We start from the raw sequence: 13,270 nt of genomic DNA on the forward strand, positions 1-13,270 counted from the left end.
ACCCTCGCCCCTTTGGGGAGAGGGGATTGCACGGAGCCGTCTTTTCACCCTCGCCCCTTTGGGGAGAGAGGGCTGCACGGAGACGTCTTTTCTCCCTCGCCACTTTGGGGAGAGGGGACTGCACGGAGCCGTCTTTTCTCCCTCGCCCCTGTGGAAAGAGGGGACTGCACGGAGCCGTCTTTTCTCCCTCGCCCCTTTGGGGAGAGGGCCGGGGTGAGGGGTTTTTTACACCCAGTCCCGAACCCGAATAAACTCTTTCAGGGCAGCCTCGCGGCTGCCTTCTTTCGGATCAAAGTTATACTCCCAGCGCACTAGTGGCGGCATCGACATCAGAATCGACTCCGTGCGCCCACCGGTTTGCAGGCCGAACAGCGTGCCACGGTCCCACACCAGATTAAATTCCACGTAACGTCCACGGCGATAGAGCTGGAACTCGCGCTCGCGCACGCCGTAATCGTGGTCTTTACGCCGCTCGACAATCGGCAGATAAGCGTCGGTAAAGCCATTGCCCACCGCCTGCATAAAACTGAAGGCAGTATCAAAATCAGGCGTATTCAGATCGTCAAAGAACAGCCCGCCAATGCCACGCTGCTCGTCCCGGTGCTTCAGGTAGAAATACTCATCGCACCAGTTCTTGTATTTCGGGTAGACGTCCTCACCAAAGGGCTGGCACAGGTCGTGCGCGGTCTGGTGCCAGTGGACAGCGTCCTCTTCAAACCCGTAGAAAGGCGTTAAGTCGAAGCCGCCGCCAAACCACCACACCGGATCGGCACCCGGTTTTTCGGCGATAAAGAAGCGCACGTTGGCATGGCTGGTGGGCACGTACGGGTTGTGCGGATGCACCACCAGCGAAACTCCCATCGCTTCAAAGCTGCGGCCCGCCAGCTCCGGGCGGTGTGCAGTGGCCGAGGCAGGCATGGCGTCGCCGTGTACGTGAGAAAAATTCACGCCAGCCTGCTCGAACACGCCGCCATTGCGCAGCACGCGGCTGCGCCCGCCGCCACCGGCTTCGCGCTGCCACTCATCCTGTTGAAATTCACCGCCATCGACGGCGCTCAGTTTCTGGCAAATGGCATCCTGCAACTGGAGCAGGAAGGTTTTAACCAGCTGTGCGTTGGGTTTCATTAACGTTTCCTGGAGTGCGCTTTCTGGTTATCGAACCAGTTGAAGTAACTGATGATCCCGGAGGCAATGGCGTTGGCGATCTTCTGGCGAAACGCCTTCGTGCCCAGCAGTCGCTCTTCTTCGGGATTCGTGATGAAGGAGGTTTCTACCAGTACGGAGGGAATCGACGGAGATTTCAGTACCACGAACGCCGCCTGCTCGGTGCCTTTGCTGTGCAGACGGTGTACCGGCTTAATCTTCTTCAGAATATGCGAGCCGAGGGTCAGGCTATTTTTAATCGTGTCGGTCTGAACGAGATCGAACAGTACCTGCTGGAGCAGATGATCTTTGTCGGTGGTTTTCTTTCCGGCCACTTCATCCGCCCGGTTTTCACGGTCAGAGAGGTATTTTGCCATGGCGCTACTGGCACCCCGATTGGAAAGGGCAAATACCGATGCACCTGCCGCCGAGGGGTTAGTGAAGCCGTCTGCGTGAATCGACATAAACAGATCCGCGCCGTGCTTATGGGCAATCTCTACGCGGTCATACAGCGGAATAAAGGTATCGCCGGAACGGGTCAGGCGGGCGTCAATGCCATTGCTGCGTAAAATCGACCGGACGTTTTTTGCAATCGCCAGTACAACATGTTTCTCTTTAGAGCCGTTGCGGCCAATGGCACCGGTATCAATACCGCCGTGGCCCGGATCGAGCATCACCAGACGCTTTGAACCGGGTTTTTTGGTCTTTGGCTTGCTGTGTCCGTTACTGGTTTTTAGCGTGCTCTCGTCTTTTGCCTGAGCCTGCTTTGCAATGCCCGTTAACGTCAATGCCGCCAGCCCCGCTTTAAGAACCTGACGACGCGATGTGAGTGTTTTTAAGGGTTTGAATGTGCTCATGCGGCCTGAAATGTAAAAAATGAGTGTCCTGGTGTTATATCGTATCGTCTTTCCCGTTACGACAGTCCGTGTGGTGAATTGTTTTACTTTTCATTTCAATACGTGACAAAGTGCCATTATGCCAAATTTCCTGACCTTTTTCGCTGCATATTGGCGAAAGAGGGCGTTCGCGTCATAATCACTGTTTTTGAACCCAAAAAGGCGGTTAATACCATGGAGATACGCGTTTTTCGCCAGGCAGACTTCGAAGAGGTGATCACCCTTTGGGAGCGCTGCGAGCTACTGCGACCGTGGAACGATCCTGAGATGGACATTGAGCGTAAGCTCAATCACGACGTCAGTCTGTTTCTGGTCGCGGAGGTCAATGGCGAAGTGGTGGGTACGGTGATGGGCGGCTACGACGGGCATCGCGGCTCGGCGTACTACCTGGGCGTCCACCCGGAGTTTCGTGGGCGTGGCATAGCCAACGCGCTGCTCAATCGTCTGGAAAAGAAACTGATCGCCCGCGGCTGCCCAAAAATTCAGATCATGGTGCGTGAAGATAACGACATGGTGCTGGGAATGTACGAGCGCCTCAACTATGAACATGCCGACGTGCTAACGCTGGGCAAACGTCTGATCGAAGATGAAGAGTATTGATTTTCACCCTGGCGACTATGACAGCCACGGCCGGGTTCGCCTGCCGTTCCTGTTCTGGTGCGTGCTGCTGCTTCAGGCGCGCACCTGGGTGTTGTTCGTGCTGGCGGGGGCCTCCCGCGATCAGGGCAATACCCTGCTGAACCTGTTTTATCCCGATCATGATAACTTCTGGCTCGGGCTGCTGCCGGGGATCCCGGCGGTGCTGGCCTTTTTACTGAGCGGGCGGCGCCATCGGGTGCCGCGCCTGTGGCGGGCGCTGCGCTGGCTGCTGATCCTCGCCCAGGTTGTACTGCTGGGCTGGCAACCTCTGCTGTGGCTACAGGGTGAAGCGCTGAGTGGCATCGGTATTGCCCTGCTGGTGGCCGATATCGTGGCGCTGCTGTGGCTGTTGACCCATCCCCGTCTGCGCGCCTGTTTCACCCCCGAGCAAGATTAAACGGCACTTTTTAGCGATGCTGCACTCCAACAAGCGTCAAATTAACCAGAAAGGATCTCCCGATGAAATCGCTGCGTTTACTGTTATGCGCGCTCCCCGTTGTCCTGACGGGCTGTTCAACGCTCTCCGCCGTGAACTGGTCTGCGGCTTATCCCTGGAACTGGTTCGGCTCTTCCACCGAGGTAACCGAGCAGGGCGTAGGCAATCTCACCGCCGACACGGCGCTGGAACAGAGCGCCATCGAATCGGCGTTAGGCGGTGATTACCGTCTGCGCAGCGGCATGAGAACGCAAAATGGCACCATCATTCACTACTTTGAAGCATTGAAAGATGACCAGCTGGCGCTGGTGATTAACGGTGAAAAATCCACTGTCGGGCGCATTGAGGTGCTGGACACTGAAATCGAAACCGACAAAGGGGTGAAGATTGGTACGCCGTTCAGCGACCTGTATCAGAAAGCCTACGGTAACTGCATCAGCGTGCCTGCCGACGACAACGTGACGGTAGAGTGTAAAGCTGAGGGCAGCCAGCATATCAGCTACCAGTTCAGCGGAACCTGGAACGGCCCGGAAGGGTTAATGCCTTCTGACGACACCCTGAAAAGCTGGAAAATCAGCAAAATTATCTGGCAGCAGTAAATTGCGTCTGGACAAGCCGCCTCGTTAAAAAAGCGGGTATAATCGCCGCCAACCATGCCACGACGACGTGGCATTTTTTTTCAGGAGGAGCGATGTCTCAGGTTCAGAGTGGCATTTTGCCAGAACATTGCCGCGCGGCGATTTGGATCGAAGCCAATGTTAAAGGGGATATCGATGCCCTGCGTGCGGCCAGCAAAATTTTTATCGATAAACTGGCCACCTTCCAGGTCAAATTCCCGGATGCCCACTGCGGCGCGGTGGTCGCGTTTGGTCATAACGTCTGGCGTCAGCTGAGCGGTGGGGAAGGGGCCGAAGAGCTGAAAGACTTTGTCCCTTACGGCAAAGGCCTGGCGCCGGCTACGCAGTACGACGTGCTGATCCATATTCTCTCCCTGCGTCACGACCTGAACTTCTCCATTGCCCAGGCCGCTATGGCCGCCTTTGGCGACTGCATTGAAGTAACAGAAGAGATCCACGGTTTCCGCTGGGTGGAAGAGCGCGATCTGAGCGGCTTCGTTGACGGCACCGAAAACCCGGCAGGAGAAGAGACGCGCCGTGAAGTGGCGGTCATCAAAGACGGCGTGGACGCAGGCGGCAGCTACGTGTTCGTCCAGCGCTGGGAGCACAACCTCAAACAGCTTAACCGCATGAGCGTATCCGATCAGGAGATGATGATTGGCCGCACTAAAGAAGCTAACGAAGAGATCGACGGCGACGCGCGCCCGGCAACCTCGCACCTGAGCCGTGTTGATCTGAAAGAAGACGGCAAAGGGCTGAAGATTGTGCGCCAGAGCCTGCCATACGGCACCGCCAGCGGTACGCACGGCCTGTACTTCTGCGCCTACTGTGCCCGTCTGTATAACATCGAACAGCAGCTGCTGAGCATGTTCGGCGATACCGACGGCAAGCGCGATGCTATGCTGCGCTTCACGAAGCCAGTGACTGGCGGTTACTATTTTGCCCCGTCCATCGAGCGTCTGCTGGCGCTGTAAGAACGCCCCTCGCCCTGACCCTCTCCCTAAAGGGGAGAGGGGATAAATGCCTTATTCCCTTTTCTGCTTCTAAATCACCAAACGGTATATAAAACCGTTACTCCTTTAGTACTCGTTATAAATATGATGACCCTAAGAAAATCATCACAACGCTTAGGGTGCGCAATGGCCGTTACTGTACTGAAAAAAGGATCTCTGGTGCTGGCAGCTTCAGTGTTGCTGGTCGCTCAGGCGCAGGCAACCGAACTGCTGAACAGCTCTTACGACGTCTCCCGCGAGCTGTTTGCTGCCCTGAACCCGCCGTTTGAACAACAGTGGGCCAAAGACAACAACGGCGACAAGCTGACCATCAAACAGTCTCACGCCGGTTCGTCCAAACAGGCGCTGGCGATCCTGCAGGGGCTAAAAGCGGATGTGGTGACGTACAACCAGATTACCGACGTGCAGATCCTGCATGACAAAGGCAAGCTGCTCCCGGCTAACTGGCAGAGCCGTCTGCCGAACAACAGCTCGCCGTTCTACTCCACCATGGGCTTCCTGGTGCGTAAGGGCAACCCGAAAAACATTCACGACTGGAACGACCTCGTGCGTTCTGACGTAAAGCTCATTTTCCCGAACCCGAAAACCTCCGGCAACGCCCGTTATACCTATCTGGCTGCCTGGGGCGCTGCAGACAAAGCTGACGGCGGCGATAAAGCCAAAACCGAGCAGTTCATGACCCAGTTCCTGAAAAACGTAGAAGTGTTTGATACCGGCGGTCGCGGCGCGACCACCACCTTCGCGGAACGCGGTCTGGGCGATGTGCTGATCAGCTTTGAATCGGAAGTTAACAACATCCGTAAACAGTACGAAGCGCAGGGCTTCGAAGTGGTTATTCCGAAAACCAACGTGCTGGCGGAGTTCCCGGTGGCGTGGGTAGATAAAAACGTCAAGGCCAACGGCACTGAGAAAGCGGCGAAAGCGTATCTCAACTATCTGTACAGCCCGCAGGCGCAGACGGTGATCACCGATTACTACTATCGCGTCAACAACCCGGACGTGATGAACAAGCTGAAAGACAAGTTCCCGCAGACCGAGCTGTTCCGCGTTGAAGAGCATTTTGGCTCCTGGCCTGAAGTGATGAAAACGCACTTCACCAGCGGGGGTGAGTTAGACAAATTGTTGGCGGCGGGGCGTAAGTAATGTTTGCAGTTTCCTCCAGACGTGTGCTGCCAGGCTTTACCTTAAGCCTCGGGACCAGCCTGCTGTTCGTCTGTCTGATTTTGTTGTTACCGCTCAGCGCGCTGGTGGTCCAGCTCTCGGAGATGAGCTGGTCCCAGTACTGGGAGGTGATCAGCAACCCGCAGGTAGTGGCGGCCTATAAGGTGACGCTGCTGTCGGCATTTGTGGCCTCGATTTTCAACGGCGTTTTCGGCCTGCTGATGGCGTGGATCTTAACCCGCTACCGCTTCCCGGGCCGCACGCTGCTGGATGCACTGATGGATTTACCCTTCGCGCTGCCCACCGCCGTGGCCGGTTTAACCCTGGCCTCGCTGTTCTCCGTGAATGGCTTTTACGGTGAGTGGCTGGCGAAGTTTGATATCAAGGTGACTTATACCTGGCTTGGCATTGCGGTAGCGATGGCCTTTACCAGCATCCCGTTTGTGGTGCGTACCGTCCAGCCGGTGCTGGAGGAGTTAGGCCCGGAATATGAAGAAGCGGCGGAAACCCTGGGTGCCACGCGCTGGCAGAGCTTCCGTAAGGTGGTGCTGCCTGAGCTGTCTCCGGCGCTACTGGCGGGCGTGGCGTTGTCGTTTACCCGCAGCCTCGGCGAGTTCGGCGCGGTGATCTTCATCGCCGGGAATATCGCGTGGAAAACGGAAGTGACCTCGCTGATGATTTTTGTGCGTTTGCAGGAGTTTGATTACCCGGCGGCAAGTGCGATCGCCTCGGTGATCCTCGCCGCGTCGCTGCTGCTGCTGTTCTCGATTAACACTCTGCAAAGTCGCTTTGGTCGACGTGTGGTAGGTCACTGATGGCGGAAGTTACTCAATTGAAGCGCTATGACGCACCCCGCATCAACTGGGGAAAATGGTTTCTGATTGGCACGGGCATGCTGGTGTCGGTGTTTATTCTCGTCGTGCCGATGGTCTACATCTTTGTTCAGGCGTTCAGTAAAGGGCTGATGCCCGCGCTGCAAAACCTCGCCGACCCGGACATGCTCCATGCCATCTGGCTGACGGTAATGATTGCCCTGATTACCGTGCCGGTGAACCTGGTGTTTGGCATCCTGTTGGCCTGGCTGGTGACGCGCTTTAACTTCCCGGGCCGCCAGCTCTTGCTGACCCTGCTGGATATTCCTTTTGCCGTATCGCCAGTGGTGGCCGGTCTGGTGTATCTGCTGTTCTACGGCTCCAACGGCCCGCTGGGTGGCTGGCTGGATGAGCATAACTTACAGATCATGTTCGCCTGGCCGGGCATGGTGCTGGTGACGATCTTTGTGACCTGTCCGTTTGTGGTGCGCGAGCTGGTGCCGGTGATGCTCAGCCAGGGCAGCCACGAAGACGAAGCGGCGGTACTGCTGGGCGCATCCGGCTGGCAGATGTTCCGCCGTGTGACCCTGCCAAACATCCGCTGGGCGCTGCTGTATGGCGTGGTGCTGACGAACGCCCGCGCGATTGGTGAGTTTGGCGCGGTGTCAGTGGTCTCCGGGTCTATCCGCGGCGAAACCCTGTCGCTGCCGTTACAAATTGAATTGCTGGAGCAGGACTATAACACCGTCGGTTCCTTTACCGCCGCAGCCCTGCTGACGCTGATGGCTATTTTGACCCTGTTTTTAAAGAGTATGGTGCAGTGGCGTTTAGAGAATCAGGCAAAACGCCAGCATCAGGAGGGAAATCATGAGCATTGAGATTGCCAATATTAAGAAGTCCTTTGGTCGCACCCAGGTGCTGAACGATATCTCGCTGGATATCCCTTCCGGGCAAATGGTGGCGTTGCTGGGGCCGTCCGGCTCCGGGAAAACCACTTTGCTGCGTATTATCGCCGGTCTGGAACATCAAACCAGCGGGCATATCCGCTTCCACGGCACCGACGTCAGCCGCCTGCATGCGCGCGACCGTAAGGTGGGCTTTGTATTCCAGCATTACGCCCTGTTCCGCCATATGACGGTGTTCGACAACATCGCCTTTGGCCTGACGGTGCTGCCGCGCCGCGAGCGTCCCGATGCGGCGACTATCAAGGCGAAAGTGACCAAACTGCTGGAGATGGTGCAGCTGGCACATCTGGCAGACCGTTATCCGGTCCAGCTTTCCGGCGGACAGAAACAGCGCGTGGCGTTGGCTCGTGCGCTGGCGGTAGAGCCGCAAATCCTGCTGCTGGATGAACCCTTCGGCGCACTGGATGCCCAGGTACGTAAAGAGCTGCGTCGCTGGTTGCGTCAGCTGCACGAAGAGCTGAAATTCACCAGCGTCTTCGTTACCCACGATCAGGAAGAGGCGATGGAAGTGGCCGATCGGGTCGTGGTGATGAGCCAGGGGAATATTGAGCAGGTCGATGAGCCAGAACAGCTCTGGCGCGAACCGGCGACCCGTTTTGTGCTGGAATTTATGGGCGAAGTGAACCGCCTGCAAGGCAATATTCGCGGCGGTCAGTTTCACGTTGGTGCCCATCGCTGGCCACTGGGTTATACCCCTGGCTATCAGGGGCCGGTAGATCTGTTCCTGCGCCCATGGGAAGTGGACGTAAGCCGTCGCACCAGCCTCGACTGCCCGCTGCCGGTACAGGTGCTGGAAGCCAGCCCGAAAGGTCACTATACCCAACTGGTGGTGCAGCCGCTGGGCTGGTACAGCGAACCGCTGACGGTAGTGATGCGTGACGAAGAGCCGCCACACCGCGGCGAACGTCTGTTTGTTGGCCTGCAGCATGCGCGCATTTATCACGATAAGGAGCGCATCGAGACGCGGGGAGATCTTGCTCTGGCGGAATCTGCCTGATAGGTTATTGACCATGTTTATCGCCCGGTGGCGCTACGCTTACCGGGCCTACACGAGCACGGACGTAGGCCGGGTAAGCGAAGCGCCACCCGGCTTTTTATTGAGTAAAAATCGTGAATACACTCGAAGACACCATCGGTAATACCCCTCTGATCAAACTGCAGCGCATGGGGCCGGACAACGGCAGCGAAATCTGGATCAAACTGGAAGGCAATAACCCGGCGGGTTCGGTCAAAGACCGCGCCGCGCTGTCGATGATTGTCGAGGCGGAAAAGCGCGGTGAAATCAAACCCGGCGATGTGCTGATCGAGGCGACCAGCGGCAACACCGGCATCGCGCTGGCGATGATTGCCGCCCTGAAAGGCTATCGCATGAAGCTGCTGATGCCGGACAACATGAGCCAGGAGCGCCGTGCCGCGATGCTGGCCTATGGTGCTGAGTTAATCCTCGTCAGCAAAGAGCAGGGGATGGAGGGGGCACGCGATCTGGCTCAAGAGATGGCGAACCGGGGTGAAGGCAAGCTGCTGGATCAGTTCAACAACCCTGATAACCCGTACGCACACTACACCACTACCGGCCCGGAAATCTGGCGGCAGACGTCAGGCCGCATCACCCATTTCGTCTCCAGCATGGGCACCACCGGCACCATCACCGGCGTCTCCCGCTTTCTGCGCGAGCAGGACAAGGCGGTGACCATAGTCGGCCTGCAGCCCGAAGAGGGCAGCAGCATTCCGGGTATTCGCCGCTGGCCCGCAGAGTATATGCCGGGCATTTTTAATGCCTCGCTTGTGGACCAGGTGCTGGATATTCATCAGCGCGAGGCGGAAAATACCATGCGTGAACTGGCCGTGCGTGAAGGGGTCTTCTGCGGCGTCAGTTCGGGTGGCGCGGTAGCTGGCGCTCTGCGGGTGGCCGCGGCAACGCCGGGGGCAGTGGTGGTGGCGATCATTTGCGATCGCGGCGATCGCTACCTCTCTACCGGCGTGTTTGGTGAGGAGAGTTATGCGCAGGGCGCAGGGATCTAAACGCGATGGAAATGATTCTATTCCGGGACAAAACCCGGGCACAGCAGACCGATATTGTGGCTGTGCAGTCGCAGGTGGTGTACGGCAGCGTGGGTAACAGCATTGCGGTGCCCAATATTCGCCAGCATCACCTCAACGTGACGGCGATACCGACGGTGTTGTTCAGTAATACCCCGCACTACGACACCTTTTACGGCGGGATAATCCCCGACGAGTGGTTCAGTGGTTACCTGAAGGCGCTGGACGAGCGCGACATATTGCGCGAGCTGAAAGCAGTCACCACTGGGTATATGGGGAGCGCCAGCCAGATTGCCCTGTTGGCCGACTGGCTACGTGCGGTAAAGGCGCAGCATCCCGATGTGCTGATCCTGGTTGACCCGGTAATTGGTGACACTGACAGCGGAACCTACGTCAAACCCGAGATCCCGGAAGCCTACCGCCAGCATCTGCTGCCGTTGGCGCAGGGTATTACGCCGAACGTCTACGAACTGGAAGTGCTCAGCGGCAAGTCTTGCCGGGATAACGCCAGCGCCATTGCCGCCGCCAGAGGGTTACTTTCCGATACCCTGCAGTGGGTGGCAATCACCAGCGCGCCGGTGGCCGGGGATGCTGACAACATCCACGTGGTGCTCGTTTCCCATGATGATGTGACGGTCAGCGCCCACCCACGCATCAAAGCCGACCTGAAAGGTACAGGGGATCTTTTTTGTTCTGAGCTGGTCAGTGCCCTGGTGCAACGCGAGAGCGTGGCCGCGGCGATAAGCCGGGCAGGGGACAGGGTGACGCAAGTGATGCAGTACACCCAGGAGAAGGGTTACGACGAGCTGGTTCTGCCGGCCTGACAAACAAAAATGGCGCCCGAAGGCGCCATTTTTCTGTGTGGCAAGAAATTACTTCTTGATGCGGATAACCGGGGTTTCACCCACGGTCACGCTGCCAGACAGTTTGATCAGCTCTTTGATTTCGTCCATGTTGGAGATAACAACCGGAGTCAGGGTAGACTTGGCTTTCTCTTCCAGCAGTGGCAGATCGAATTCAATGACCGGGTCGCCAACTTTAACGCGCTGGCCTTCTTCAGCGATACGCTTGAAGCCTTCGCCTTTCAGTTCGACGGTGTCGATACCGAAGTGAACGAACAGTTCAATACCGCTATCAGATTCGATAGAAAATGCGTGGTTGGTTTCAAAAATCTTACCGATGGTACCATCAACCGGCGCAACCATTTTGTTACCGGTCGGTTTGATAGCAATGCCATCACCAACAATTTTCTCTGCAAACACGACATCCGGCACGTCTTCGATGTTGACGATTTCACCAGACAGCGGAGCAACAATCTCAATAGTTCCGGTGTCGCTGTTGCCTTTGTCACCGAACAGTTTACTAAATAACCCCATTAGCCATCTCTCCTAAGCAGTAAATTGGGCCGCATCTCGTGGATTAGCAGATTGTTTTTTCTTCAATGAACTTGTTAACCAGCGTCATTAACTCGTCCGTTGTCGGTTGAGCAAGAGCCTGCTCTGCTAATACCTTCGCATCTTCGAAGTTCGTGTTACGGATGATCTTCTTGATGCGCGGGATGGAAATGGCGCTCATAGAGAACTCGTCCAGACCCATACCCAGCAACAGAAGTGTAGCACGTTCGTCGCCTGCAAGCTCACCACACATACCAGTCCATTTGCCTTCGGCATGAGAAGCATCAATAACTTGCTTAATAAGCGTCAGCACGGACGGTGACATTGGCTGGTAAAGATGTGAAATCATATCATTACCACGGTCAACTGCCAGGGTGTACTGGGTTAAATCGTTGGTACCAATACTAAAGAAATCGACTTCTTTCGCTAAATGACGGGCAATCGTCGCCGCGGCTGGGGTTTCTACCATCACGCCGATTTCAATTGATTCGTCAAAGGCTTTACCTTCGTCGCGCAGTTCTTGTTTGTAGATCTCAATCTCTTTCTTCAGCGCACGCACTTCTTCAACAGAGATGATCATCGGGAACATGATGCGCAGCTTACCGAAAGCGGAAGCACGCAGGATGGCGCGAACCTGGTCGCGCAGGATCTCTTTACGATCCATCGCGATACGTACTGCACGCCAGCCCAGGAACGGGTTCTCTTCTTTCGGGAAGTTCATGTACGGCAGTTCTTTGTCGCCGCCGATGTCCATGGTACGGACGATAACAGCCTGAGAGCCACAAGCTTCCGCTACCGCTTTGTAAGCAGCAAACTGCTCTTCTTCGGTTGGCAGGGCGTCACGGTCCATGAACAGGAATTCGGTACGGTACAGGCCTACACCTTCTGCGCCGTTGCGCTCAGCGCCATCAACGTCACGTACGGTACCGATGTTGGCACACACTTCAACCTGATGTCCGTCCAGCGTAATCGCAGGCAGATCTTTCAGTTTTGCCAGTTCGGCTTTCTCAGTGGCAACCTGTTCCTGAACGGCACGCAGCTGTTCGATTTGTTCGTTGGTTGGGTTGACGTAAACCAGATTGTTTACGGCATCCAGAATCAGATAGTCGTCGTTTTTCACCTGCGCGGTCACGCTACCGGTACCCACGATGGCAGGCAGTTCCAGAGAACGCGCCATGATAGAGGTGTGGGAGGTGCGGCCACCGGCGTCAGTAATGAAACCCAGCACCTTGTTCAGGTTCAGCTGTGCGGTTTCTGACGGGGTCAGGTCAGCAGCAACCAGGATTACTTCGTCCTGAATTGCGCTCAGATCGATAATGGCCAGGCCGAGGATGTTACGCAGCAGACGCTTACCAATGTCACGCACGTCAGCCGCGCGCTCTTTCAGGTATTCATCGTCCAGCTCTTCCAGGGCAGTCGCCTGACCTTCGATAACTTCATGCGCAGCCGCGTCGGCCGTCATGCCTTTATCTTTAATCAGGGCTATGATTTCCTGCTCCAGCTCCTCATCTTCGAGCAACATGATGTGCCCTTCGAAGATGGCTTCTTTTTCTTCACCGAAAGTTTCGCCAGCTTTAGTTTTGATCGTTTCCAGCTGCGCAGATGCTTTTGCACGGCCACTCAGAAAACGCTCAACTTCCTGATTTACCTTATCAGCAGAAATTTTTTTCCGGTCGATGACGATCTCGTCTTCTTTCAGCAGCAGTGCTTTGCCGAAAGCGATACCCGGGGATGCTAAAATGCCTGAAATCATAACCCTACCTTACTTGTGACTGATTTTTACAAAGAACCCGGAAACTTACTCGAGCTCAGCCATCAGTTTTACCAGATGCTCAACTGCTTTCTGCTCGTCTTCGCCTTCCGCGGAGATGGTCACAACGGTGCCCTGAGTCAGACCCAGAGTCTGCAGTTTGAACAGGCTTTTTGCGCTGGCGCTTTTGCCGTTGGAAGTCACAGTGATCTCAGAAGTGAAGCCTTTCGCTTCTTTAACAAACTGAGCAGCAGGGCGGGTGTGCAGACCGTTCGGAGCGGTAATGGTAACTTCTTGCTGGAACATTGTATTTCCCCAACTTATTGGTTTAGTGTTGTGGAACTAAAGTCTAGCCTGGCGGCATGACTTTAGCCTGTATAGTTAGCACCGGCTTAACGGCACGA

Annotated in this window: 15 protein-coding genes; 10 read left to right on the top strand and 5 right to left on the bottom strand. The window is 56.1% G+C overall.

All coding sequences use genetic code 11. From position 1 onward, the window contains the following. Positions 1-225: 225 nt before the first annotated feature. Both hemF and amiA read right to left on the bottom strand, forming a co-directional pair. Positions 226-1,125, bottom strand: a complete 900-nt coding sequence (gene hemF / locus C3F35_RS18260; protein ID WP_103793030.1) for an oxygen-dependent coproporphyrinogen oxidase — start codon at positions 1,123-1,125, stop codon at positions 226-228. After that, positions 1,125-2,000 (bottom strand): N-acetylmuramoyl-L-alanine amidase AmiA, encoded by an 876-nt coding sequence (gene amiA, locus C3F35_RS18265; protein WP_032613002.1) that lies wholly within the window; start codon positions 1,998-2,000, stop codon positions 1,125-1,127. The genes hemF and amiA overlap by 1 nt, the downstream gene beginning before the upstream one ends. A 213-nt stretch (positions 2,001-2,213) precedes the next feature. Between amiA and C3F35_RS18270 the strand changes: the two genes are divergently transcribed. From C3F35_RS18270 to pdxK, 10 genes are all read left to right on the top strand, one after another. Continuing rightward, entirely contained in the window at positions 2,214-2,639 is a 426-nt protein-coding gene (locus tag C3F35_RS18270) for a GNAT family acetyltransferase (RefSeq protein WP_032613000.1), read from the top strand. After that, positions 2,626-3,075, top strand: coding sequence for a DUF2919 domain-containing protein (locus C3F35_RS18275; protein ID WP_032612998.1), 450 nt, complete (start codon positions 2,626-2,628; stop codon positions 3,073-3,075). The genes C3F35_RS18270 and C3F35_RS18275 overlap by 14 nt, the downstream gene beginning before the upstream one ends. 62 nt (positions 3,076-3,137) lie before the next feature. Next, complete coding sequence (locus C3F35_RS18280; protein WP_059307430.1) at positions 3,138-3,713, top strand: RpoE-regulated lipoprotein; 576 nt, start codon at positions 3,138-3,140, stop codon at positions 3,711-3,713. 92 nt (positions 3,714-3,805) lie between these two features. After that, on the top strand, positions 3,806-4,705 hold the full coding sequence (locus C3F35_RS18285) for a Dyp-type peroxidase (RefSeq protein WP_032612994.1): 900 nt from the start codon (positions 3,806-3,808) through the stop codon (positions 4,703-4,705). A gap of 165 nt (positions 4,706-4,870) precedes the next feature. Next, on the top strand, positions 4,871-5,887 hold the full coding sequence (locus C3F35_RS18290) for a sulfate ABC transporter substrate-binding protein (protein ID WP_059307432.1): 1,017 nt from the start codon (positions 4,871-4,873) through the stop codon (positions 5,885-5,887). Further along, positions 5,887-6,720 (top strand): sulfate/thiosulfate ABC transporter permease CysT, encoded by an 834-nt coding sequence (gene cysT / locus C3F35_RS18295; protein WP_032612989.1) that lies wholly within the window; start codon positions 5,887-5,889, stop codon positions 6,718-6,720. Before C3F35_RS18290 ends, cysT begins: the two co-directional genes overlap by 1 nt. After that, the gene (gene cysW, locus C3F35_RS18300; protein WP_032612987.1) at positions 6,720-7,595 is read left to right on the top strand and encodes a sulfate/thiosulfate ABC transporter permease CysW; all 876 of its coding nucleotides are present in this window, start codon (positions 6,720-6,722) and stop codon (positions 7,593-7,595) included. Before cysT ends, cysW begins: the two co-directional genes overlap by 1 nt. Then, a complete protein-coding gene (gene cysA, locus C3F35_RS18305) occupies positions 7,585-8,679 on the top strand; it encodes a sulfate/thiosulfate ABC transporter ATP-binding protein CysA (RefSeq protein ID WP_103793029.1) in 1,095 nt (364 codons plus the stop codon). Before cysW ends, cysA begins: the two co-directional genes overlap by 11 nt. A 113-nt stretch (positions 8,680-8,792) precedes the next feature. Next, positions 8,793-9,704 carry a cysteine synthase CysM gene (gene cysM, locus C3F35_RS18310; protein ID WP_103793028.1) on the top strand — a complete coding sequence of 304 codons (912 nt, stop codon included), beginning with the start codon at positions 8,793-8,795 and terminating at the stop codon, positions 9,702-9,704. 5 nt (positions 9,705-9,709) lie between these two features. Further along, complete coding sequence (pdxK, locus tag C3F35_RS18315) at positions 9,710-10,546, top strand: pyridoxine/pyridoxal/pyridoxamine kinase (RefSeq protein WP_059307435.1); 837 nt, start codon at positions 9,710-9,712, stop codon at positions 10,544-10,546. A gap of 48 nt (positions 10,547-10,594) precedes the next feature. Here pdxK and crr read toward each other — a convergent pair whose 3' ends face one another. Genes crr through ptsH form a run of 3 tightly spaced genes read right to left on the bottom strand, consistent with a single transcriptional unit; the run spans position 10,595 to position 13,172 of the window. Beyond that, positions 10,595-11,098 carry a PTS glucose transporter subunit IIA gene (gene crr, locus C3F35_RS18320; protein ID WP_032612978.1) on the bottom strand — a complete coding sequence of 168 codons (504 nt, stop codon included), beginning with the start codon at positions 11,096-11,098 and terminating at the stop codon, positions 10,595-10,597. Positions 11,099-11,141: 43 nt separating this feature from the next. Further along, positions 11,142-12,869, bottom strand: coding sequence for a phosphoenolpyruvate-protein phosphotransferase PtsI (gene ptsI / locus C3F35_RS18325; protein ID WP_032612975.1), 1,728 nt, complete (start codon positions 12,867-12,869; stop codon positions 11,142-11,144). 45 nt (positions 12,870-12,914) lie between these two features. Then, positions 12,915-13,172: a phosphocarrier protein Hpr gene (ptsH, locus tag C3F35_RS18330; RefSeq protein WP_000487600.1), complete on the bottom strand. Its 258-nt coding sequence runs from the start codon at positions 13,170-13,172 to the stop codon at positions 12,915-12,917. Positions 13,173-13,270 lie beyond the last annotated feature (98 nt).

The sequence above is a fragment of the Leclercia sp. LSNIH3 genome, assembly GCF_002935105.1.
Classification (GTDB): Bacteria; Pseudomonadota; Gammaproteobacteria; order Enterobacterales; family Enterobacteriaceae; genus Enterobacter; species Enterobacter adecarboxylatus.

Bases quoted from the DNA above. Each gene is read 5' to 3' on its own strand.
- ptsH (WP_000487600.1), bottom strand. From the start codon at position 13,172: ATGTTCCAGCAAGAAGTTACCATTACCGCTCCGAACGGTCTGCACACC.
- pdxK (WP_059307435.1), top strand. From the start codon at position 9,710: ATGGAAATGATTCTATTCCGGGACAAAACCCGGGCACAGCAGACCGAT.
- C3F35_RS18275 (WP_032612998.1), top strand. From the start codon at position 2,626: ATGAAGAGTATTGATTTTCACCCTGGCGACTATGACAGCCACGGCCGG.
- amiA (WP_032613002.1), bottom strand. From the start codon at position 2,000: ATGAGCACATTCAAACCCTTAAAAACACTCACATCGCGTCGTCAGGTT.
- hemF (WP_103793030.1), bottom strand. From the start codon at position 1,125: ATGAAACCCAACGCACAGCTGGTTAAAACCTTCCTGCTCCAGTTGCAG.
- C3F35_RS18280 (WP_059307430.1), top strand. From the start codon at position 3,138: ATGAAATCGCTGCGTTTACTGTTATGCGCGCTCCCCGTTGTCCTGACG.
- C3F35_RS18285 (WP_032612994.1), top strand. From the start codon at position 3,806: ATGTCTCAGGTTCAGAGTGGCATTTTGCCAGAACATTGCCGCGCGGCG.
- C3F35_RS18270 (WP_032613000.1), top strand. From the start codon at position 2,214: ATGGAGATACGCGTTTTTCGCCAGGCAGACTTCGAAGAGGTGATCACC.
- crr (WP_032612978.1), bottom strand. From the start codon at position 11,098: ATGGGGTTATTTAGTAAACTGTTCGGTGACAAAGGCAACAGCGACACC.
- ptsI (WP_032612975.1), bottom strand. From the start codon at position 12,869: ATGATTTCAGGCATTTTAGCATCCCCGGGTATCGCTTTCGGCAAAGCA.
- C3F35_RS18290 (WP_059307432.1), top strand. From the start codon at position 4,871: ATGGCCGTTACTGTACTGAAAAAAGGATCTCTGGTGCTGGCAGCTTCA.
- cysT (WP_032612989.1), top strand. From the start codon at position 5,887: ATGTTTGCAGTTTCCTCCAGACGTGTGCTGCCAGGCTTTACCTTAAGC.
- cysW (WP_032612987.1), top strand. From the start codon at position 6,720: ATGGCGGAAGTTACTCAATTGAAGCGCTATGACGCACCCCGCATCAAC.
- cysA (WP_103793029.1), top strand. From the start codon at position 7,585: ATGAGCATTGAGATTGCCAATATTAAGAAGTCCTTTGGTCGCACCCAG.